This is a genomic window from Sphingobium quisquiliarum P25 (genome assembly GCF_000445065.1).
GTDB lineage: Bacteria > Pseudomonadota > Alphaproteobacteria > Sphingomonadales > Sphingomonadaceae > Sphingobium > Sphingobium quisquiliarum.
In genome coordinates this window covers 1-22,292 of sequence record NZ_ATHO01000062.1, presented here as the reverse complement: position 1 = coordinate 22,292, position 22,292 = coordinate 1, and the positions used below count along the sequence as shown (strand labels likewise).

The window sequence follows — 22,292 nt, the reverse complement described above, 5'->3', positions numbered from 1 at the left end:
AGGATTATGACACTTGCCAATGCGATCGCCGCGCCGACCATGGCCGGCCTGGTCGACCGGGCCGCAGCGCTGGTGCCGGTGCTACGGGAACGGGCCGACGCCTGTGAAGCCGGAAACAAGGTGCCCGAAGACACCATCCGCGATTTTCAGGAAGCCGGTTTCTTCAAGATCCTGCAACCCCGCCGTCATGGCGGCTATGAAATGGACATCGAAACCTTCTACGCGGTGCAGATGAAGCTGGCCGAAGGCTGCATGTCCTCCGCCTGGGTGCTGGGCGTGGTGGCGGTGCACAACTGGCAGCTCGCTTTGTTCGACGCGCAGGCGCAGGACGATGTGTGGGGCAAGAATCCCGCCACCCTCATCTCCTCCTCCTACATGCCGCGCGCGCAGGTGACGCCGGTCGAGGGCGGCTATCGTATCAGCGGGCGCTGGGGCTTTTCCAGCGGCGTCGATCATTGCGACTGGGCGTTCCTGGGCGGCCTCGTCAACGATCCTGAGACGGGCGAGCCCGACTTCTGGACCTTCCTGGTCCCACGGGGCGATTTCAAGGTGCTGCATATCTGGAACACGATCGGGCTAGGCGGCACCGGCAGCCATGACGTGACGGTGGAGGACGCCTATGTCCCCGCCTACCGCACCCACCGGTCGAAGGACGGCTTCGCCGCCACCAACCCCGGCGCGAAGGTCAATCCCGGCCCGCTCTACAAGCTGCCGTTCGGGCAGGTGTTCGTGCGCGCCGTCTCCTCCTCATCCATCGGGGCGCTTCAGGGCGCGCTCGACTGCTTCATCGAGAAGGGGGCGAAACGCAGGAGCGCCAACAGCGGCGCCAGCGCCTCGGCCGATCCCGATGTGCAGATGGTGATCGCCGAAACCCGCGCCGCCATTGATGAGATGAAGACGATCCTTTTCCGCAACTTCGCCGATCTCACGGACAGGGCGCGGAAAGGCGAGCAGGCGGATGTGGAAACGCGGCTGCATTACCGTTTCCAGTCGGCGCAGATTTCCAGCCGCTGCTGCGCGCTGGTAAGCCGCATCTTCGCGGCCAGCGGGGCGGAGGCCATCTATCGCGGCAATCCGATCGCCCGCGCCTTCTGCGACATTCACGCCGGGCGCACCCATGTCGCCAACAATCCCGGCATCGTCGGCCGCAATTACGGCAATGTCGCGCTGGGCGGGTCCAACAGCGACAGCTTCATCTGAGCGCGGGGAGAAAGACTATGGCTACCACCGCTGATTATGGCCTTGGCGAACTCGCCTTCCCTCGCGGCTGGTTCATGATCGCCATCGCTGACGACGTGACCCACCAGCCGCAGCCGGTGCGCTTCTTTGGCAGGGACATGGCGCTGTACCGGGGCAAGAGCGGGCGCGTCGTGCTGCTAGACGCCTATTGCCCGCACATGCGCGTCAACATCGCGCGCAACACGACCTCCTATGTCGTGCGCGACGGCAATCAGGTGGAGGGCGACTCCATCCGCTGCCCCGCCCATGGCTGGCGCTTCAATGCGCAGGGGCAGTGCGACGACATCCCCTATTCGACGCGCGGCATCCCCAAGGCCGCCTGCATCAAGTCGCACAAGGTGGCGGAACGGGCCGGCTGCATCTGGATGTGGCATGACATGGAAGGGGGCGATCCCGACTATGACCTGCCCGATTTCGCCGAATGGGACCGCACGGACGAAGGATGGGTGCGCTGGCAGGTGGATCATCTGGGCACGCTGCCGATCCATCCCCAGGAAATCCTCGACAACATGACCGACTATGCGCATTTCGCGCCGGTCCATGGCTCGTCGGGCAGCATCTTCTTCGAAAATGAATTTGACGGCCATATCATGCGCCAGCGCTTTGCATCGGGGCACCGCACGCTGGTGGACGGCAACGCCATGCTGGAAACCGACACCTGGTACACCGGCCCCGGCATCCTCCTGTCCCGCATGGAGGGCAAGCACCCGTCGCTGATGATGATCTGCAACACGCCGGTTGAGGATGGCGAGGTGCGGGTCTGGTTCGCAGTGATGGCGCGGACCGCCGCCAGCGGTGATGCCACGGCGGAGGAACGCGCCACCGCCCGCGCCTATCATGAAGCCGGACTCGCCGCCTTCTCCCAGGATTTCGAACTGTGGAAATATAAGGAACCGGCGATCAACATCCTCCAGATCCCCGATGATGGTCCCTTCCACAAGGAACGCATCTGGTATCGGCAATTCTACAATCCCCGCGACCGGGCAGGCGACTTTCAGGGACGCGTGAACGGTATCCATACGACGGTGGACATGCGGAACGCGAAGGCCGCCGCCGCCTGATCCTGCCGCACGGCATTTCGATGGCGGAGCATCCCCTGATGGCTCCGCCATTTTTCTGTCCGAATTTTGACCCTTGTCAATTTAAAGGTCATAAGTAAGTATATACTTACATACGGAAGAGGTGAGCATTTCTGCCGCCCTCATCGCGAGAGGAGTGATCATGAACGCGCATAGTCAGCCGACACCGGCGTCAAACTTTCCCCTGCCCATCACGGATAAGGAAGGCCTTCGCAGCGCTCTTGCGGAAGCGAACCTGCCGACGCTGCTGATGGTCTACACCACCTATGCGCAGGACCGCGCTTATCTGGAAAGCTTTGCCCCCTATATGACCGGCATCTACACGGCGGAGGCTCCCTCCAACGTGCCGGAGGACATGGCGCAGGACTTGCGCGACCGCCTGTTCGCGCTGCTCACCAGCCCCACGCCGCCGGTCGAACGGCCGATCGACCCCGAACTGCTGCGCACCATGATGAGCGTCAGCGTCGGCGAAGAGGTCGATCCCGCGATCATGCCGGTTCTCTACGACCAGATGGGCTTCGAACGCCCGGTGCCGCGCAAGGATATTCCCGGCCGCATCCCTCCGCCCGCCGGTTTCCGCGTGCTGGTGATCGGCGGCGGCATGACCGGCATCGCCGCTGGCATCAAGCTGGGCGAAGCGGGCTATGACTATACGATCATCGAAAAGAATCCCGACCTTGGCGGCACCTGGTATGAAAACCGCTATCCCGGCGTCGGCGTCGACACGCCCAGCCACTTCTATTCCTATTCCTTTGAACTGAACCCCGACTGGAGCAGCTATCACCCGAAGGGGCCGGAGATTCAGAACTATCTGACCGGCGTCGCGGAAAAATATGGCATCCGTGACCATGTGCAGTTCCAGACGATGGTCGTCGCCGCCCGCTGGGATGATGCGCAAAGCAACTGGCACGTCACCCTGCGCGACGTGAAGACCGGCGCGGAGCGGGTCGAGGTTGCCAACGCCGTGCTGCTTGCCCATGGCGTGCTCAATCGCTGGTCCTTCCCCAACATTCCGGGGCTCGACAGCTTCAAGGGGCCAAAGATGCACACGGCCGGGTGGGACCCTGACATGGACCTCACCGGAAAGCGCGTGGCGGTGATCGGCACGGGCGCCAGCGCAGCCCAGCTCGCCCCCGCGATCGCAGGCAAGGTTTCCAGCCTGGTGATCTTCCAGCGATCGAAGCATTGGGTGCTCAACAACCCGGACATCGCCGTTCCGGTGAACGAGAATATCCACTTCGCCCTGCGCCACATCCCCCATTACAAGGAATGGTTCCGCTTCCGCGTCTACTGGTTCACGGGCGACGGCCTCTACGGCAATGTGAAGATGGACGCCGACTGGCCGAACAAGGACGTGTCGATCTCCGCCCAGAATGACGCCGCCCGCAACTATGCGCTGCATTATATCCATAACAAGCTGGCGGGCCGTCCCGACCTCATTGAAAAGATCGTCCCCGACTATCCGATCTTCGGCAAGCGCATCGTGCTCGATGCCGATGGCGGCTGGCTCGACACGCTGCTGCGGCCCAATGTCACGCTGGAAACCGACCATATCGACCATATCGAGGAGGATGCGATCGTCACAAAGAGCGGCAAGCGCTACGAAGTGGACGTGATCGCGCTCGCCACCGGCTTCGAACTCGCACCCGCGCTGGGGCCGCTCAAGGTCTATGGCCGCGGCGGCTGCGATCTGGCGGCGGCCTGGGGCAAGGATGAGGCGCGCTCCTATCTGGGCGTCATGGCCCCTGCCTATCCCAACTTCTTCATGACGCTGGGGCCGAACAGCGCGCCCAACCATGCCGCAGGCGTCAACATGGTGCTGGAAGCGCAGATTCACTACATCATCGAAGCGCTGGACAAAGTCGTGGCGGCTGGCGGCAAGGCGATCGAGCCGACCGAGCAGGCCTATCTCGACTGGAATGTGAAGGTCGAGGATCAGATGAAGCAGATGATCTGGTCCCATCCCAAGGCAAAGAGCTATTATCTGAACAGCAAGGGCCGCAACTATGTGTCCTGCCCGTTCAAGCTCGCCGACTATTGGAGCTGGACCCGCAATCCTGATCCAGAGGCGATGGTTATTTCCTGAATATTGATGGACAAACAAAGGAAGGGGCCTGATCCACATGGATCAGGCCCCTTTTCTATTCGTTACGGCCGTCCTTCCAACGGTATTGGTCCTGGAGCAATATGATGGTTTGATCCGTTCGCTTCGAGCGAAGTCGAGAAGCCTGCAGCGCCACCTCAGCGTTTCTTGACAACGCTCGAACGAACGGAAGAAGACGGCCGATCTGACTTGGAATGGATGTCGGGTTACATCGACTCAATGCACACCACCCTCAATCCTCATCAATCAGGATCCGCACCGCAGCGCCTTCGCTATCCTCAAACTGCCCATCCCGCAGCGCCCAGAAGAATGCAGCCAGCCCCAGCAGCCCCAGAAACAGCGCAATCGGGATCAACAATCCAAGCCCGGTCATTTCACGGCTCCCTTCAAACGCAGCGCATTGGCGATGACGATCAGCGAGGATGTGGACATGGCGATCGCCGCCACCAGCGGCGTCACCTTGCCCGCGACCGCCAGCGGCACCGCCAGCACATTATAGCCGATCGCCAGCGCGAAATTCTGCTTCACGACCGCGATCGTCCGCCGGGCGGCGCGCACGGTCAGCGCCACCGGGGCCAGCCTGTCGCCCAGGAACACCGCGTCCGCCGTTAACTGGCTCGCATCACTGGCGGAGGCAGGCGCCATGCTGGCATGTCCTGCCGCCAGCGCCGGGCCGTCATTCAGCCCGTCGCCCACCATCAGCACCTTTTCCCCCTGCGCCTGCAAGCGGCCGATCAGCGCCAGCTTGTCCGCCGGGCGCAGATGCCCGATCGCGGTCGTGCGGGTGGCGCGGGCGATTTCCTCCAGCGCTTCGGTCCGGTCGCCGCTGGCGATCAGCGTCTTGACGCCCATGGCGCGCAGCCTGTCCAGCGTCTCCACCGCATCGGGGCGTGGCGCGTCGGTAAAGGACAGCAGCACCGATTGATCCCCACGCCGGTATTCGCTCACAAGCCCGAACAGGCTGACGATGCTGCGCGGCCGGGCCAGCGATACCTCGACGCCGCCATGCTGGGCGAATACGCCTTCGCCCGCCACTTCGCGGATCTCATCGAGCGGAGCTGGGACTACCTCCCGTGCCTCCAACTCCAGCCGAAGCGCGTTGCTCAAGGGATGACGCGATGCCCGCGCCAGCGCCAGCAGGATCGCCTGGTCCTGCTGCCCTATCCGGTCGATTTCCTGCGGCACCGGGCGGCCCAGCGTCAGCGTTCCGGTCTTGTCGAACACCGCCTCGCTCACTTCGGCCAGACGTTCCAGCGCCGATCCGTCCTTCACCAGCACGCCCCGCCGCATCAGCGCCCCGCAAGCGACGATCTGCGCCGCCGGGACGGCAAGCCCCAGGGCGCAGGGACAGGTGATCAGCAGCACCGCCACCGCGATCAGCAGCGCCTGATGCGCGCCCGCACCCGCGATCATCCACCCCGCGAAGGACAGCGCCGCCAGCAGATGCACGCTGGGCGCATAATAGCGCGCCGCCCGGTCAGCGATCTGGACATAGCGCGACTTGCCCTGCCCCGCTTCCTCCATCAGGCGGGCGATGTCGGCGATCACCGTGTCCGGGCCCGCCGCCGTCACCTCGACCGTAATCGGCCCTTCGACATTCATCGCCCCGGCCTGCACGGCATCGCCAGCCCGCACCCGCACCGGCGCGCTTTCTCCGGTCAGGAAGGCGATATCGATGCCGCTTTCCCCCTCGGTCACCCGCCCGTCCGCCGCCAGCCTTTCGCCCGCCGCGACCAGCATGCGCATGCCCGGACGCAGCGCGCGGGCGGCGATCCACTGGCTGCGGCCGTCAGCGCCCAGCACCAGCGCGCCCGGCGCGGTCTGCTTGAGCAGGGCAGCGACCCCCGCCCGCGCCCTTCCCCGCATCATGCTGTCCAGGCACCGCCCGGCCAGCAGGAAGAAAAGCAGCATGACCGCCCCGTCGAACCACGCATGCGCGCCGCCCGTGACGGTTTCGAACAGGCTCATGCCCGTGGTCAGCAGCACGCCGATGCTGATCGGCACGTCCATGTTCGTCCGCCCCTGCCGCAACGCCGCCCAGGCGGAGCGGAAGAAGGGCTGGCCCGCATACGCCACCGCAGGCAGCGCGATCAGCGCCGACAGCCAGTGGAACATGGTCCGCGTGGCCCCTTCCGCCCCCGACCAGATCGACACCGACAGCAGCATGATGTTCATCGCCGCGAAGCCAGCAACGGCCAGCGCCCGCACCAGCGCCTTGCTCTCCGCCGCCGCCACGTCCTGATCCGGGTCGGCCAGCGGCTCCGCCTCGAAGCCCAGCGCCATGATCGCGGCCTTCAGGTCCGGCGGCGTCAGTGCCACGTCATGGCGGATCGCGACCCGCTTCGCCCCCAAATTGACCCGCGCCGACAGGATGCCCGGCGTTGACGGCAGGCCGTTCTCGATCTTCGACAGGCATCCCGCGCAGTGGATGCCGGGCACCGCGAACAGGCTTTCCTTCGCTTCGACCAGGGATTCTTCGGGCAAGGCGGGCTGGCTGGCCATCAGTCGACCTCCCGCAGCACATGTTCCTCGCCGCCATCATGGCGAATGTCGAACCGCACCTGCCACCGTCCGGCGGGCAAAGCGCGATCGCTCACATAAAGTCCCGGCTCCGCTTCATGCAGATGCAGCGCGATGTCCGGCGACCGCCCCAGCGGATGCTGCGCCACCGCGCTCATCCGCGCGCCATGCACGTTCAGCGTCATGCGCACATGCCGCGCCGTGTCCAGCGTGACCTCATCGCGCCAGCCCAGCTTTTCCTGCGCCCGCGCCTGCGCCAGCCAGCCGTTGAACTTCTGGCTCGCGACATAACTGTTTTCCACCACCGTGCCGCCAAAGGAGCGCACGGCGAACGTCGCCATCAACACATTGACCGCGATCACCACCGCAAAAAAGCTCACCAGTATCGCCGTCATGTGCCAGCCAGTGAAGGAACGCGCTTGCTGCTTCATGTTCAGGGCCTTTCAAATCGGGCGGGCTCGCTGTCGCCGCCCCCTTCGCGATCGATGGCGCGCACGGCAAAGGCGAAATCCTGCCGTGCCGGACCAGCCGCTGGCAAGGTCAGGAATATGCGCAGCTTCGCCACGCTGTCTGCGGGCACGGTCGCTCTGACGGAGGTGCCCGCCGTTTCGCGCGATCCCGCGTCGGTCCACAGCTTCGCGCCGGTAATGCCGGTGGCGCTCACTTCCACCTCGCGCGGCCGCGCCTCCATATTGCGCAGCTTCACCGTGTAGGCGTTGCGGATCGTCCCATCGGACAGGCGCACGAAGATCGGGTTGCGATCCTGCTGCGCGCTGATGTCCAGCCGGGTGCGCGCGCCCAGAGCGAACAGCATCGCCCCTCCGATGCTCGCCCAAATGGCGAAATAGGCGATGGTGCGCGGCCGCAGCAGCGTTTTCAGCACCGGCTTGGGCGGCGCGCCCTTCTTCTCCGCCTCCGCATCGTCCTGCGTGCAATAATCGATCAGCCCGCGCGGCCGCCCGATCTGCGCCATCACCTTGTCGCAGGCGTCGATGCACAAAGCGCAGGTGATGCAGCCGATCTGTGGCCCTTCGCGAATGTCGATCCCGGTCGGGCAGACGGCGACGCACTGGTTGCAATCGATACAGTCGCCAAATTCGCCCGGATGCGCCTCCGCCTTTTTCAGGCTCCCGCGCTTTTCGCCGCGCCACTCCTTGTAAGTGACAACCAGCGACTTTTCGTCCAGCATCGCCGTCTGTATGCGCGGCCATGGGCACATATAGATGCACACCTGCTCCCGCATGAAGCCGCCCAGGATGAAGGTGGTGGCGGTCAGCACTCCCACGGTCGCATAGGCGACAGGCGCTGCCGTCCCGCTCCAAAATTGCTGCTGCAATGTGGGCGCATCGGCGAAGTAGAAGATCCATGCGCCTCCGGTTATGAAGGCGATCGCCAGCCACACGCTCCATTTGACCAGCCGCCGCGCCAGCTTGCCCGCGCTCCATGGCGCTTTGGCGAGCTTCAACTGCGCATTGCGGTCACCATCGATGAAGCGCTCCACATGCTGGTAAAGGTCGGTCCACACCGTTTGCGGACAGGCATAGCCGCACCACGCCCGCCCCACCGCCGACGTGACGAGGAACAGCCCGATCCCCGCCATGATCAGCAGCCCCGCCACATAATAGAATTCATGCGGCCAGATTTCGATCGAGAACATATAGAAACGCCGGTGCGCCAGATCGATCAGCACCGCCTGATCCGGCGCATAAGGCCCCCGGTCCCAGCGCAGCCAGGGCGTGCCCCAGTAGATGGCGAGCGTCACCGCCATGATCGCCCATTTCAGGCGGCGGTAAAATCCGTCCACCGCCTTGGGATACACGCCCTTGCGCTTCTCATAGAGCGAGGGAGCGCCAGCCATCAGCACGACGCCAATCCTTCATCTGTCATCCCGGACTTGCCCCGGAATGCCGCTTCTTCCTCGCGCCCGTGGCAAAATGCAGCGGGACCCCGGATCAAGTCCGGGGTGGCGAGGACGGCCCGGCTGCTATTGCCCGGCATCGCCCATGACCTCCTTGCCCGCCGCCGCAGCCGTTTCCACCCGCGTCGCCTCACCCCCGCCAAGGCTGTGCACATAGGCCGCCAGCATCCTGATGGTCGCCTTGTCCAGCTTGTCGTCCCAGCGGGGCATCACGCCATGGCGGCTGTTCCATACCGTCTCGCGGATCGTGTCCGTGTCTCCGCCATAGAGCCAGATCGCATCGGTCAGGTTCGGCGCGCCAAGCTCCCGCATCCCCTTGCCCGCCGGGCCATGGCACACGGCGCAATTATCTGCGAAGACCTTGGCGCCCGCCTGCGACGCCGCGCCTGGCTTGTCCTGCCCGCTGATCACCCGCACATGGGCGACCACCTGGTCCACCTGCTCCGCCGTCAAAAGCTGATCCTTGCCAAAAGCGGGCATCAGCGACTGCCGCGTCGCCGCATGGCCGGGATTGCGCACCCCGTCGGTGATCGTCTTTTCGATCGCCGCCAGGTCGCCGCCCCACAGCCAGTCGTCATCATTCAGGTTGGGATAGCCCTTCGATCCCGCTGCGCCCGATCCGTGGCACTGCACGCAATGCACGCGGAACGCCGCCCGGCCTCCCTCGACCGCCGCCTGCATCAGTTGCGGACGGCCCGGCAGCGCCTCGATCGGGGTCGTGGCGATCGCCTGCCGGACCGGTGCGATCTGCTTGTCCCGCGCCGCCATTTCCCTGTCCAGCGCCCCCCGGCTTGACCAGCCGAGCAGGCCGCTCGTCGCCCGGTCGATCATCGGCCACGCCGGATAGGCGATCGTATATCCGATCGCGAACAGGATGGTCGCGTAGAAGGTCCACAGCCACCAGCGGGGCAGCGGCGTGTCCAGTTCCTGGATGCCGTCCCACTCATGATGCTTGATCTCGGTCCCGGTGGCGGCGTCGATCCGCTTTTCGTCAGCCATTTCCGGCCTCCGTTTCGTCAGTCTCGAATATGGCGAGCGCGGCCTTGTCGCTCCGCTCGCGTCCCTTGGGCAGGAAATGCCAGCCGATCAGGACGGCGTAGGTCACCGCCATGAACACCAGCCCCCAGCTATCGGCGAAATGCCGCAAGGCGTCGTAGCTCATCGGTCGACCTCCTGCGGCCTGGCGCTTTCCACATCGACCAGCGTGCCCAGCATCTGGAGATAGGCGACCAGCGCGTCCATCTCCGTCAGCTTGCCCGGATCGCCGTCGAAATCGCGCGCCTGCGCCTTGGGATAGCGCTTGATCAGGTCCTTGGCGTCCGCGTCGGGATCGGCCTGCGCCTTCAGGTCGTCATTCGCGCTGGCGATGTCGTCCTTGCTATAGGGCACGCCGACATTGGACAGCGCCGTCAGGTCCCTGCTCATGTCGCCCGGCTTCAACTCGCGTTCGGCCAGGAAGGCGTAGCCCGGCATGATGGATTCCGGCACCACGGCGCGCGGGTCCTTCAGGTGCTGGACATGCCATTCGTCGGAATATTTTCCGCCGACGCGGGCAAGGTCAGGCCCGGTGCGCTTCGATCCCCATTGGAAAGGGTGGTCGTACATGCTCTCGGCCGCCAGGCTGTAATGGCCATAACGTTCCGTCTCGTCGCGGAAGGGCCGGATCATCTGGCTGTGGCAATTGTAGCAGCCTTCACGGATGTAGATATTCCGTCCCGCCAGCTCCAGCGGCGTATAGGGCCGCATGCCGTCCACCTTCTCGATCGTGTTGTCGATCCAGAAAAGCGGCGCGATCTCTACGATGCCACCGATGGCGACGACGATCAGCGACGCGATGCCAAGCAGGGAGACATTGCGCTCCAGCCTGCCATGGTCCCAGAACTTGCCCTTGGTCTTGCTCGTCATGTCTTTGCTTCCTTAAGCAGGCTGGGTGACAAGGGGCCGATCCGCCGCCGGATCATAGGCCGCGTCGCTCATCGGCTTCTCCTCGCGCAGCGGGCTGCCCGCGATGGTCTTGCCGATATTCCAGGCCATGATGATCGCGCCCGCCAGGTACATGAGGCCCCCCGCCGCGCGGATGACGTACATGGGGAACATGGCGCTCACGACTTCGGAGAAGGCGTAGACCAGATAGCCATCGCTCCCATATTCGCGCCACATCAGGCCCTGCATGATGCCCGCGACCCACATCGACGCGGCGTAGAGAACGATGCCCACCGTCGCGAGCCAGAAGTGCCAGTTGACGAGACGCAACGAATAGAGCCGCTCGCGCTTCCACAGCCGGGGCGCCAGATAATAGAGGCTGGCGAAGGTGATGAGCCCGTTCCACCCCAGCGCGCCCGAATGCACATGGCCGATGGTCCATTCGGTATAGTGCGACAGGCTGTTGACCGCCTTCACCGACATCATCGGCCCTTCGAAGGTGCTCATGCCGTAGAAAGCCAGCGCCATCACCATCATGCGGATGATCGGATCGGTGCGGATGCGGTCCCATGCGCCGTTCAGCGTCATCAGGCCGTTGATCATCCCGCCCCAGCTCGGCATCCACAGCATGACGGAGAAAACCATGCCCAGCGTCTGCGCCCAGTCGGGCAGCGCGGTGTAGTGCAGATGGTGCGGACCCGCCCAGATATAGAGGAAGATCAGCGACCAGAAGTGGATGATGGACAGGCGATAGCTGTAGATCGGCCGTTCCGCCTGCTTGGGCACGAAATAATACATCATCGCCAGGAACCCGGCCGTCAGGAAGAAGCCGACCGCATTATGCCCGTACCACCATTGGGTCAGCGCATCCTGCACGCCCGCAAAGGCGCTGTAGCTCTTGGACCCCAGCAGGCTGACCGGCATCGACAGGTTGTTGACGATGTGCAGCATCGCGATCGTCAGGATGAAGCTTAAGTAAAACCAGTTCGCCACATAGATATGCGGCTCGCTGCGCTTCAGGATCGTGCCGCCGAAGACGACCAGATAGGCGACCCACACGATCGTCAGCCACAGGTCGACATACCATTCGGGCTCGGCATATTCGCGGCCCTCGGTGATGCCCATCAGATAGCCGGTGGCGGCCAGCACGATGAACAGCTGATAGCCCCAGAAGACGAACCGCGCGAGCGTGGGAAAGGCCAGCCGCGCCCGGCAGGTGCGCTGCACGACATAAAAGCTGGTCGCGATCAGCGCATTGCCGCCAAACGCAAAGATGACGGCGGAGGTATGCAGCGGCCGCAGCCGCCCGAAGCTGGTATATTCAATCCCCAGGTTCAGCGCCGGAAAGGCGAGCTGCAACGCGATAAAGAGTCCGGCAAGAAAGCCCGCCAATCCCCAGAAGACCGTCGCGATCACGCCCCATCGGATCGGGTCGTCATCATATTTCCCCTGGTCCACCGGCATTTTCAGCAGGCCACGCGCGATGCCGGCATAGTCGGCTCCGCGCACGGTCACCACCGCCATCAGCAGCGCCGCAGCGCAGGCAATGCCCATATGGACGGCAAAGCCGCTGTCCGCCGCCATCAGCGCCGCCAGCAACGCCAGCAGCGCGAGCGCGAACCAGCCGCCCGATTTCAGTAGCAATCGATCCATCGGATTTCCCCGTCGAAAGGTCTTCGCGGCGTCCTTCCTCCGGCCGCCGCCCCCACGCATTGACCTCTGTCAAAGGCGGGCGGCGGGGTCTTTAGGGGAATGTCCTTAGGCAGGTTGCCCCGCCCCACACACAAAAATCCTCCCCATCGAAAGATGGGGAGGGGGACCGCCGAAGGCGGTGGAGGGGCTGTGCGCAACGCCGGGCGATATCCCTCCGCCGCCGCTACGCAGGGTTTATCCGAACCTCATTCCCCCTCGGCCATGCTCTCCAGCCGGTTCGCATCGCAAATCCGCACGCCCCGCCGCCCGGCGAGCGCGATCACGCCCAGGCGCTTCATGTCGCTGATCTGCCGCGACACGGTTTCGATGGTCAGCCCAAGGATGTCCGCAATCTGCTGGCGCGACAGCGGCAGGTCGATCACGCCGCTCGCGTCCGCCCGCAGCCGCCTGCTCATGTCCAGCAGGAAGGACGCGACCTTCTCCCGCGCATTCTTCCGCCCCAGCAGCAGCATCCATGCCCGCGTCCGGTCAAGATCGTCCAGCGTCCGCTGGAGCAGCCGGTGCTCCAGTTGCGGATGCTCGCGCGCGAACCCGTCGAACGCCCCACGCGGATAAAGGCACAGCCGTGCGTCCGTCAGCGCCGTCACGCTATGCGGCGTGCGCGCGCCAAAGGGCCGCCCGATGAAGTCCGACGCATAGACCACGCCGACAATCTGTTCGCGCCCGTCGCCGGTCGACGTGGCGAGTTTCAGTGTTCCTTCGATGACATTGGCGACGATCATGCTGTCATCGCCCTCCCACATCACTGTCTGCCCGGCTTGCAGCGTCACCCGCCGCCCGATCCGGTTGAGCGCCGCCCGCTCCTGCGGGTTCAGGTCGGCGCAGACCGCCTGATCGCGCACCTCGCACCGATCGCAATAGCCCGCGCTGCAACTGCCCGCGGCCGGTGTCATCATCGCTGCCATCCCGGCATCCCCGCGCGCCTTTTGCGCCAGATCAAATTGCATATCCATGCCCGCTGCATGCCCGCGCGCGCGCTTGCTACCTATCCGTAAATGTCCGTAGGGGGCAGCCCAAAATCCTCCCCATGCCCCGCATGGGGAGGGGGACCGCCGAAGGCGGTGGAGGGGAAATATCGCAGGTCGTGATTTATTCCCCTCTACCATCGGCTACGCCGGCGGTCCCCTTCCCCATCTATCGATGGGGAGGATTGGAAAGCTCACTCCAACCCCGCATGAAACGCGATCCGCAGCGCCTCGGCGAGGCTTTTCACCTCCAGCTTCTGCATCAGGTTGGCGCGGTGGATTTCCACCGTGCGCGGACTGATGCCCAGGTCGAAGGCGATGGTCTTGTTCGGCAGTCCTTCGACCAGCCCGTCCAGCACCTCGCGTTCCCGCTCCGTCAGAATGTTCAGCCGCGCGCGCGCATCCTCCGCGCGGGCGGTCGCGCCGCGATCCGCCACCAGCAGCTTGCGCGCCGCCTCGATGCAGCCCAGCAGCGCCGCTTTCTCGAACGGCTTTTCGATGAAGTCGCTCGCGCCCGCCTTCATCGCCGCCACCGCCATGTCGATGTCGCCATGGCCGGTCATGATCACCACCGGCAGCATGATGCCGCGCGCGCGCAGTTCCCGATGCACCTCCAGCCCGTCAATGTCGGGCATGCGCACGTCCAGCAGGACGCAGCCCGGCTCCAGACCGGCGGCCTCCTTCAGGAACGCCGCGCCGCCCTCGAACGACCGCACGGCATAGCCGCTGGTCTTGAGCATGAAGGAGAGCGACCGGCGGATCGCATCGTCATCGTCCACGACATAGATGGGATAGGCTTCGCTCATGCTCCGTCCGCTGCGTCCAGTGTGAAGTGAAACTCCGTGCCGCCCCATTGCGACGGCTGCGCCCAGATGCGCCCGCCATGCCCTTCCACGATCGTCTGACTGATCGACAGGCCAACGCCCATGCCAGACGCCTTGGTGGTGGTGAAGGGGGTAAAGAGCGTCCGCGACATTTCCGGGTCAAGACCCGACCCGCTGTCGGAAATGATCACCTCAACCCTGTTGCCCTCGGCCGGGACGGCGGAAAGGCGCAGGATGCGCGCGGGGGTCCGCGTCATCGCCTCAAGGGCGTTCTTGACGAGGTTGATGATCACCTGTTGCAGTTGCACGCGGTTGACCAGCACCTTGTCCACCCGCCGGTCGACGCTGATATCCATGTCGATGCCGCCGCTGTCGGCGCCGATGAAGGCGAGCGCGGTGCCTTCCGCCAGCAGTTCGCGCAGGGATTCAGGCTGGCGCATCGTTTCGCCGCGCTTGATGAACTCGCGCAGCGACCGGATGATCTCGCCCGCGCGCAGCGCCTGCCTGGCGCTCTCGTCCATCGCCTCGCGCAGCAGTTCTCGGTCCACCGGCCCGTCGCCGTCCAGCAGGTCTCGCCCGGCCTCCAGATAATTGGCGATAGCGGTCAGCGGCTGGTTCAGTTCATGCGCCAGCGCGGACGCCAGCGTCCCCATCGCCGTCACCCGGCTGGCATGGGCCAGTTCCGCCTGAAGGTCGGCGACGCGCCGCTCGGCCTGCTGCCTTTCGGTCAGGTCGCGGATGAAGCCGGTGAACAGCCGCCGCCCCTGATCCTGCACCTCCCCCACCGACAGTTCGATGGGAAAGGTCGATCCGTCCCGCCGCCGGGCGCTCGTCAGGCGGCCGATGCCGATGATCCGCTTTTCGCCGGTCTTGAGATAATGGTCGATATAGCCGTCATGCCGCTCCCGGTCCGGGGAAGGCATCAGCATCGAAATATTCTCGCCCAGCACGTCGCTTTCGGCATATTGGAACATGCGCTGCGCCGCCGCGCTGAACGACACGATGCGCCCGGCCATGTCGATGACGATCAACGCATCCGGCACCGTCGCCAGGATCGACCCCAGCAGGGCCTGCTCCAGGCTGTGCGCGCGCTCGCTCAGTCCGTCCGTCTCGTCATCCGCCACCGCCATGTCATTAGCATGCCGTCTATTCAGTGCGCCAGCAAGACGGGCACGCGCGCCTCGTGCAGAATGGTGCGGGTCACGCCGCCGAACACGAACTGGCGCAGGCGGCTGTGGCCATAGGCTCCCATGACCATCCAGTCCGGCTTCAACACGCCGATCGCCGCCATCAGCGCGTCTTCGGCCGGCCGGCCGGCCTGCGGCCAGGTGTGAAGCTGCGTGCCGATGCCATGGCGCGCGAGATATTCGGGCGCGCCGGTTTCCGGGAAGGGATATCTGCCCGCTTCCTCGACAGTCACGACATGCACCTCCTGCGCCAGCTTGAGCAGCGGCACCGCCGCCCGCAGCGCCGCCGATGCTTCCTGCGATCCGTTCCACGCGACCAGCGCGCGGCCCGTCACCATCAGCGACCGCGCCGATTGCGGGACAGCCATCACCGGCACCGCGCCGGACAGCGCCAAGTCGGCCGCGATCGGCAGGGGATCGTTGAACTGCCCGCGCGCCCGCTGGGGCAATGTCACCACGATCAGGTCGCTCAGGATAGAGGCGGACAGCAGGCCGCGCACGATTTCGTCATCCAGTTGCCGCCAGTCCCAGCTCACGCCTTCGCGCCGCACCTGTTCCTCGATGCGCGCGCGCAGCTTCTCGTCCGCCTTCCGCAAATCCTCGATGATTGCCGGGGCGAGGCCCGCGCCGCCATAGATGTCCGCGCCGACCATGCCCGGCACGGGCGTCACCTGCACGCAATGGATATGCGCGCCGGTTGCGCGCGCGATGTCGCATGCCGCCTGCAACCGGCTTTCCATGCCCAGATCGTCATGGATGTGCAGCAGAACCGATTTCATCCCACGTCTCCAGCTTGAGAGAGGTTAATCCCGTCCATCCTGGCTAGGGGGTCCCCCGCCACGCCGCCATCCGGGATAGTCCTTATATCCTTTCCGCCGCGAAAGCCTGATTTGATGGAGTATGACATGGACGACCATACGCCTCGAACTTGCGCGCACGCCCGCTTTTCCCAACGGATCGGCCGCGCGCAGCTATGTGATGCGCCTGCCCCTCGCCCATGACGGGAAGATCGACGAGCAGGAATATCGCCATCACCCCGAACTCGCGACCGTCCGCCGCTTCTGGCCCAATGAGCCTGACCGCCACGGTTGCCTGCTGCGCACCGCGGACGGCTGGGCGCTGTCCTATGCGCCGGGAGAGGAGGATGATGAAAATCTGTTCCGGCTGGACGCGCATGCGATCGTGCCGGGCAGCTATCTGACGCTGACGGAGCCGGACGGCGCGCGCCTGCCCTTCGTGGTCAAGGCGCTCGCCGCCGCTTGATTCCCGAAAGGAGGGGCAGCGCATGGCCGCCCTCCTTCCCCCCTTGTTCAGAACTTCATGCCCACGCCCACGCCGAAGACCAGCGGGTCGAGATGCACGCGCACCTTCTGCACCCCGGCGGCGGTGGTCGAAAGCCGGGCGGTGGTGTCGATGTCGATATATTTGACGTCCAGGTTCAGGAACAGCTTGTCCGTCAGGTCGATGTCGACCCCGGCCTGCGCCGCCCAGCCGAAGCTGTCGGACATATGCACCTTGGTCGCGCCCACCGCGCTTTCCAGCCCGTCCGAAGCTTTTTCATTGTAGAACAGCGTATAGTTGACGCCCGCCCCGACATAGGGCCGGATTTTGCCTTCGGGCACGAAATGATATTGCGCCGTCAGCGTCGGGGGCAGCACCCATGTCGACGCCAGCTTGCCGATGCTGCCGGTCGTGCCGCTGCGTCCGCTGGCGCTGTGCTTCGTGGTGGCGGCGATCAGTTCAAAGCCGATATGGTCGGTCGCCATATAGGTGAAGTCGATTTCCGGCATGACGCTGTTGTCGACCTTCACCTTCTCCCCCGGAAAGCCCGGCAGCACGCTTCCGCTGCTTTCGTTGGGCGCGACCAATATGCCGCGCAGGCGGACGAGCACGTCGCCTTGCGCCGCCTGTGCTGGCGCGGCCGCAACCGCGCAGGCCGCCGCCGCGCCGAGCAGGATCGTCTTGATAGTCATAGCGAAAATCTCCTTCCCTGTTTGTTGGGGTGAGACCTCTGTGCGCCCGCGCCGCCGGTCCGGCATTGATCCGGCGCAACCGGCAATTTGACCTGCCTCAATGCGCGCGGCACGGGGGCATGCGATCCGCCTGAGCCATGTGGACCTATCATCCCGACCTGCTCGCCCGGCCCGTGCCGCGTTACACCAGCTATCCGACGGCGGCGCAGTTCACGCCCGATGTGGGCAGGACGGAGCTTGCCCTCCGGCTGGACAGGGTGGAGCCCGGCACGCCCCTCTCCCTCTATGTCCACATCCCCTATTGCCACGACATCTGCTGGTATTGCGGCTGCAACACGGGCGCGGCCAACCGCGCCCAGCGCCTGAGCGCCTATGTGGAGGCGCTGGAGCGGGAGATCGCGCTGATCGCCGCGCGGCTGCGCGGACGCGGCAAGGTGGCGCGGATCGCCTTCGGCGGCGGCAGCCCCAATTCGCTGCCGCTGGTCGATTTCGTCCGCCTGCTCCAGCAGCTTCTGCTCTGCTTCGACGGCCGCGATATCGAGATTTCGGTCGAACTTGACCCCCGCCGCCTCGACGCCACATGGATTTCGGCCATGGCGGCGATGGGCGTCAGCCGCGTCAATCTGGGCGTGCAGACCTTCACCCCGCATGTTCAGGCCGCCATAGGCCGCATCCAGCCGCTCGACATGGTGGAGCGCGCCACGGATCAGCTTCGCGCGGCGGGTATCGCAACCGGCTTCGACCTCATGTACGGCCTGCCGGGGCAGAGCCTGGATGACCTTGCCGCCACCATCGACGCCAGCATCGCCATGCAGCCCGCCCGCGTCGCGCTGTTCGGCTATGCCCATATGCCGCAACTTCTGCCGCGCCAGCGCCGCATCGACGGCGGCAAGCTGCCCGATCTTGCCACCCGCTTTGACATGGCGGCGCAAGGTTATGCCATGCTGACCATGGCTGGCTATGACGCCATCGGCTTCGATCATTTCGCCCTGCCGCAGGACGGGCTTGCCCGCGCCGCGCGCGAAGGACGGCTGCGCCGCAATTTCCAGGGCTTCACCGACGATCCGGCGGACATCCTGCTGGGCTTCGGGGCCAGCGCGATCAGCCAGTTTCCCGACCTCATCGTCCAGAATGAAAAGCAGGCCGGGCCTTGGCGCGAACTGGTCGACGCGGGCCAGTTGAGCGCAACGCGCGGCACCTTCCGCACGTCCGAAGACCGCCTGCGCGGCGGCATCATAGAGGCGCTGCTGTGCCGGGGTGAAGCGCCCGCCGGGGCTGTGCATCCCATGCCTGACCTGTCGCGCTTCGAACGGCTCGGCCTTGTCGAACTGAGCGAGGGTCACATCTTCCTCACGCCCGATGCGCTGCCCTATGCCCGCAGCATCGCCGCCTTCTTCGACGCCTATCTGCAACCCGCGGAAAAGCGTTTCAGCCATGCGGTATAGCGCATTGGCGCTGGCCGCCGCCGCGCTCTCGCCGCTCCCGGCAAGCCAGTTGCCCCATGAACAGGGGCCATCGCCCTATTTCTGCGGCAACGCCCCGCCCGGATGGGTTCCGCCATGGCAGCGCAGGCCCGAAGACCCTTCGGACAGGCATGCCGCCTGCCATCTCATCCTGTGCGGCCGGAAAAAGGCGCAGGCGGAACCCGGCGAAGACAGCGACGGCCCGTGCTGACTGCTCCGCCGTGCATGATCATGTTTGAGCGACCGTCGCCCCGGACGAACCCTCACCAGCCGAGCCGCGTTTGAGGATGCAGTTCAGCGCAATGGCTCTCAGCAGCATGGAATGTCCTTTCCAGTGCGAAACGGCCGAACCCTTTTGTGGGGAGAAAGGTTGCCCGCGGGGTGGAAACGTCAGCCATGCTGCGCCAATAGGGCGGCATGTCCAGACTCGGCCTACCACCCGCATATGCCGTGCGCGCCCGCGCCCTGATCGACAGGCTGTTCCGGGGATCGCCCGATGGCGTCATACCCGTGGCGCGCCGCAGGGTGGCGACGGCGGCGGGCGCGGTGCTGCTGGGGCTGGTGGCACTTCTGTTCGCCCGGCTGGGCGACCATCTTCAATCGCTGCACGGCGCGATCGTCCACCGCTGGCCTTATCTGCCGCTGGTGCTGACGCCGCTGATCTTCGCAGGAACGGCGTGGATCACGATGCGCTTCTTTTCCGCTGCGCGGGGATCGGGCATACCGCAGGTCATCGCCGCCGCGCATAATCCCGAAGCGTCGAGCCGGGGGCCGCTGATCTCGTTAAAAACGGCCACGGCCAAATTCTGGCTGACCCTCGCCATGCTCTTTGCCGGAGGCTCCGTGGGAAGGGAGGGGCCGACGGTTCAGATCAGCGCCGCCATCATGATCGCCGTCCACCGGCTGCTGCGCGTGCCCGTCACGGCGGGCGTCTATATCGCGGGCGGCGCGGCGGGCGTGTCGGCCGCGTTCAACACGCCGCTGGCGGGGGTCGCCTTCGCCATAGAGGAATTGGCCGCCGCCTATGAACAGCGGGTGGCGGTTCTGGTGATGGCGGCCGTCATGATCGCCGGTTTCGTCAGCCTCGGCATAGCGGGCGACTATGTCTATTTCGGCGCGATGCGGCAGACGCTGGCGCTGGGCCCTGCCCTTATCGTCATTCCGGTCATCGGCATCTGCGGCGGGCTGGCGGGCGGCCTCTTCTCACGGTCCGTGCTGGCGTTCGGACGGTCCCAGCATCCGGCTCTTGCCGCCCTGCGCGCGCGGCCCGTGCGGCTGGCGCTGGGCTGTGGCGTCATCGTGGCGGTGATCGGCATCGCGACGGGGATCAGCTGGGGCACAGGCTACGGCACGACGCGCCATCTGGTCGAAGGGGACGGAGCGCCGCCGTGGTTCGGCCCGGCAAAGCTGGGCGCGACACTGGCGACGACGCTCAGCGGGACGCCCGGCGGCATCTTCGCGCCGTCGCTGTCGGTGGGCGCGGGCATCGGTAATCTCCTGTCGCCGCTGTTCACCGCGCCCTCCGCCGTGGTCGTGGTCCTTGGCATGGCCGCCTATTTCGTCGGCGTGGTGCGCGCGCCGCTGACCGCCGTCATCATCATCACGGAAACGACCGCCAGCCGGGGGCTGGTCATACCGCTATTCGCGACCGCGCTGATCGCCGATACGGCCGGCGCGCTGGTCTGCCGCGAAAGGCTCTATCACGGCCTGTCACGCCCTTTCCTGCAAAGACGGCGGGTCCCGCCTGATCCAGATGCGTCAGAACGGGAAGAACCAATGGATCGCGGCCACCGCCGCCGCCCAGGTGATGATGTTGAGCGGCAGGCCCACCTTCACGAAGTCTAGGTAGCGATATCCCCCCATCTGGTAGACCAGCACGTTGGTCTGATAGCCGAAGGGCGTGGCGAAGGCGGCGCTGCCCGCCATCATGACGGCGACCAGGAAGGGGCGCGGGCTGACGCCCAGGCTTTCGGCCAGCGCCACCGCGATCGGCGTCACCAGCACCGCGACGGTGGCGTTGGACAGCAATTCGGTCAGCACCAGCGTCGCGCCGTACAGAAGGATCAGTGCGCCCAGCGGCCCGAAAAGGCCCACCTTGCCGACAAGCGCATTGGTGGCCGATGCCGCAAGGCCGGTCTGTTCCAGCGCGATGCCGATCACGACCATGCCGACGACCAGCATCAATATTTCCGGCCGCAACCCGCCATAGGCTTCCTCCGGGCCGATCACCCGCAACAGGATCAGCAGCACCGCCCCGGCAAAGGCGGCGGCGGCGATCGGCGCGATGTTGAACGCGGCCAGCAGGATCACGCTGGCGAAGATCGCCGTCGACGCGAAAGCCCTTGCCGGGGCGAGCGGCCTTTGCCTGGCGAAATCGCTGGCGTCGCCGATCGCGTCTCCCGCCACGTCCAGATGGCTGACATGATGCGGCAGCGCCGCTTCCATCCGTTCCAGCGCATCGGGCAAGGAGCGCGCGATCAACCGGCCGGAAAAGAGGAAGAGGTAGAGGCCGCCCGTGATCGCCACGGCCAGGCCCACGGGCGTGATTTCGAATATGGAAAAGGGCGGCTGTCCCGACGATCGCGCCATGTCGTCCACCAGCAGGTTTGTGGACGTGCCGATCAGGGTGCAGCAACCGCCCAGCACCGCGACATAGGATAGCGGCATCAGGAACCGCTTGGGGTCGAGCTTGAGCGATTTCGCCACGTCCCGCACCACGGGCGCGGACAGCACGACGATGGGCGTGTTGTTCAAAAAGCCCGACGCGGCGCCGCACAGCAGGATCAGCAGCCAGACGCCAAGCGCCCCTATGCGCCTGCAAAGCGCGACCGCCTTGCGGATCAGCAGGTCCAGCAGGCCCGACAATTCCATCGCATGGGCGATGACGAACAGCGACGCGAGCGCGATGATCGCGGGGCTGCCAAACGCGCCCTGAACCTCGCTGGGGCGGACTGCGCCGGTCAGCAGCAGTATCGCGGCGCCCGCCAGCGCCACGACATCGGCCCGCACCCTGTCCCAGATCAGCGCGGCGATCACGCCCGCCAGCACGGGAAGGGTGACAAGTTGCTCTAACGTCATGGGTCCCGGCTAGCATAATGGCGCGGCGGAGACAGGAAAAATGCGAAAAGCCGTTGTCCTGGCATGACTTAAGGGATCAATTTCCCGCAGCTATCTGCTAGGCTGCCGCCATGGCCGAGCAGAATATCCGGTTGCGCATCCTTTCCCACCTGATCGCGGCCGCAGCAGGGTCCGCATTGACGTTCGCCCTTATCCACCGTGCGCCAGCGCCCGAGCAGCAGCCGGACCAAGCCGCCAAGCCGCCCGCGCCCGTGGTGGAGTATCTCTTCCGCCCCGCACAGGACGCCGCCCTGCCGCTCGACATTT

21 protein-coding genes and 1 pseudogene are annotated in these 22,292 nt (G+C 65.4%); 8 read left to right on the top strand and 14 right to left on the bottom strand.

The window, feature by feature from the left end:
• Positions 1–6: 6 nt before the first annotated feature.
• The 3 genes from L288_RS29245 (at position 7) to L288_RS29235 (ending at position 4,404) form a co-directional block, all read left to right on the top strand.
• Positions 7–1,200, top strand: a complete 1,194-nt coding sequence (locus L288_RS29245) for a flavin-dependent monooxygenase (protein WP_021237734.1) — start codon at positions 7–9, stop codon at positions 1,198–1,200.
• Between the two features lie 17 nt (positions 1,201–1,217).
• Positions 1,218–2,300: a Rieske 2Fe-2S domain-containing protein gene (locus L288_RS29240; RefSeq protein ID WP_021237733.1), complete on the top strand. Its 1,083-nt coding sequence runs from the start codon at positions 1,218–1,220 to the stop codon at positions 2,298–2,300.
• A 160-nt stretch (positions 2,301–2,460) separates the two neighbouring features.
• Positions 2,461–4,404, top strand: a complete 1,944-nt coding sequence (locus L288_RS29235) for a flavin-containing monooxygenase (RefSeq protein ID WP_021237732.1) — start codon at positions 2,461–2,463, stop codon at positions 4,402–4,404.
• Between the two features lie 250 nt (positions 4,405–4,654).
• On the opposite strand, the gene ccoS is transcribed toward L288_RS29235, so the two are convergent.
• From ccoS to L288_RS29175, 12 genes are all read right to left on the bottom strand, one after another.
• Positions 4,655–4,795: a cbb3-type cytochrome oxidase assembly protein CcoS gene (gene ccoS / locus L288_RS29230; protein WP_021237731.1), complete on the bottom strand. Its 141-nt coding sequence runs from the start codon at positions 4,793–4,795 to the stop codon at positions 4,655–4,657.
• Positions 4,792–6,924 (bottom strand): heavy metal translocating P-type ATPase, encoded by a 2,133-nt coding sequence (locus L288_RS29225; protein ID WP_021237730.1) that lies wholly within the window; start codon positions 6,922–6,924, stop codon positions 4,792–4,794. Before L288_RS29225 ends, ccoS begins: the two co-directional genes overlap by 4 nt.
• Positions 6,924–7,373: a FixH family protein gene (locus tag L288_RS29220; RefSeq protein ID WP_021237729.1), complete on the bottom strand. Its 450-nt coding sequence runs from the start codon at positions 7,371–7,373 to the stop codon at positions 6,924–6,926. Before L288_RS29220 ends, L288_RS29225 begins: the two co-directional genes overlap by 1 nt.
• 2 nt (positions 7,374–7,375) lie before the next feature.
• Positions 7,376–8,800 (bottom strand): cytochrome c oxidase accessory protein CcoG, encoded by a 1,425-nt coding sequence (ccoG, locus tag L288_RS29215; protein ID WP_031304190.1) that lies wholly within the window; start codon positions 8,798–8,800, stop codon positions 7,376–7,378.
• A gap of 126 nt (positions 8,801–8,926) precedes the next feature.
• The gene (ccoP, locus tag L288_RS29210) at positions 8,927–9,859 is read right to left on the bottom strand and encodes a cytochrome-c oxidase, cbb3-type subunit III (RefSeq protein WP_021237727.1); all 933 of its coding nucleotides are present in this window, start codon (positions 9,857–9,859) and stop codon (positions 8,927–8,929) included.
• Positions 9,852–10,022, bottom strand: a complete 171-nt coding sequence (locus L288_RS29205) for a cbb3-type cytochrome c oxidase subunit 3 (protein WP_021237726.1) — start codon at positions 10,020–10,022, stop codon at positions 9,852–9,854. Before L288_RS29205 ends, ccoP begins: the two co-directional genes overlap by 8 nt.
• Positions 10,019–10,765, bottom strand: a complete 747-nt coding sequence (gene ccoO / locus L288_RS29200; protein WP_021237725.1) for a cytochrome-c oxidase, cbb3-type subunit II — start codon at positions 10,763–10,765, stop codon at positions 10,019–10,021. The genes L288_RS29205 and ccoO overlap by 4 nt, the downstream gene beginning before the upstream one ends.
• A gap of 12 nt (positions 10,766–10,777) precedes the next feature.
• A complete protein-coding gene (ccoN, locus tag L288_RS29195) occupies positions 10,778–12,436 on the bottom strand; it encodes a cytochrome-c oxidase, cbb3-type subunit I (RefSeq protein WP_021237724.1) in 1,659 nt (552 codons plus the stop codon).
• A gap of 245 nt (positions 12,437–12,681) precedes the next feature.
• Positions 12,682–13,449, bottom strand: a complete 768-nt coding sequence (locus tag L288_RS29190) for a Crp/Fnr family transcriptional regulator (protein WP_021237723.1) — start codon at positions 13,447–13,449, stop codon at positions 12,682–12,684.
• 206 nt (positions 13,450–13,655) lie between these two features.
• On the bottom strand, positions 13,656–14,267 hold the full coding sequence (fixJ, locus tag L288_RS29185) for a response regulator FixJ (RefSeq protein ID WP_021237722.1): 612 nt from the start codon (positions 14,265–14,267) through the stop codon (positions 13,656–13,658).
• Entirely contained in the window at positions 14,264–15,415 is a 1,152-nt protein-coding gene (locus L288_RS29180) for a sensor histidine kinase (RefSeq protein ID WP_021237721.1), read from the bottom strand. The genes fixJ and L288_RS29180 overlap by 4 nt, the downstream gene beginning before the upstream one ends.
• A gap of 20 nt (positions 15,416–15,435) precedes the next feature.
• Entirely contained in the window at positions 15,436–16,251 is an 816-nt protein-coding gene (locus L288_RS29175; RefSeq protein ID WP_021237720.1) for a universal stress protein, read from the bottom strand.
• 121 nt (positions 16,252–16,372) lie between these two features.
• On the opposite strand from L288_RS29175, the gene L288_RS29170 reads away from it, so the two are divergent.
• Positions 16,373–16,735 (top strand): hypothetical protein, encoded by a 363-nt coding sequence (locus L288_RS29170; protein ID WP_021237719.1) that lies wholly within the window; start codon positions 16,373–16,375, stop codon positions 16,733–16,735.
• Positions 16,736–16,782: 47 nt separating this feature from the next.
• On the opposite strand, the gene L288_RS29165 is transcribed toward L288_RS29170, so the two are convergent.
• Positions 16,783–17,445 carry an OmpW/AlkL family protein gene (locus tag L288_RS29165; RefSeq protein WP_021237718.1) on the bottom strand — a complete coding sequence of 221 codons (663 nt, stop codon included), beginning with the start codon at positions 17,443–17,445 and terminating at the stop codon, positions 16,783–16,785.
• Positions 17,446–17,582: 137 nt separating this feature from the next.
• On the opposite strand from L288_RS29165, the gene hemN reads away from it, so the two are divergent.
• From hemN to L288_RS29150, 3 genes are all read left to right on the top strand, one after another.
• The gene (gene hemN, locus L288_RS29160; RefSeq protein ID WP_021237717.1) at positions 17,583–18,890 is read left to right on the top strand and encodes an oxygen-independent coproporphyrinogen III oxidase; all 1,308 of its coding nucleotides are present in this window, start codon (positions 17,583–17,585) and stop codon (positions 18,888–18,890) included.
• Positions 18,880–19,119, top strand: coding sequence for a hypothetical protein (locus L288_RS29155; protein ID WP_021237716.1), 240 nt, complete (start codon positions 18,880–18,882; stop codon positions 19,117–19,119). The genes hemN and L288_RS29155 overlap by 11 nt, the downstream gene beginning before the upstream one ends.
• A gap of 206 nt (positions 19,120–19,325) precedes the next feature.
• Positions 19,326–20,753 carry a chloride channel protein gene (locus L288_RS29150; protein ID WP_084465678.1) on the top strand — a complete coding sequence of 476 codons (1,428 nt, stop codon included), beginning with the start codon at positions 19,326–19,328 and terminating at the stop codon, positions 20,751–20,753.
• Here L288_RS29150 and L288_RS29145 read toward each other — a convergent pair.
• Positions 20,667–21,986, bottom strand: coding sequence for an SLC13 family permease (locus L288_RS29145; RefSeq protein ID WP_031304187.1), 1,320 nt, complete (start codon positions 21,984–21,986; stop codon positions 20,667–20,669). The genes L288_RS29150 and L288_RS29145 overlap by 87 nt on opposite strands.
• 110 nt (positions 21,987–22,096) lie before the next feature.
• Between L288_RS29145 and L288_RS43620 the strand changes: the two are divergent.
• Positions 22,097–22,292: pseudogene (locus L288_RS43620) on the top strand (hypothetical protein); the annotation flags it as partial.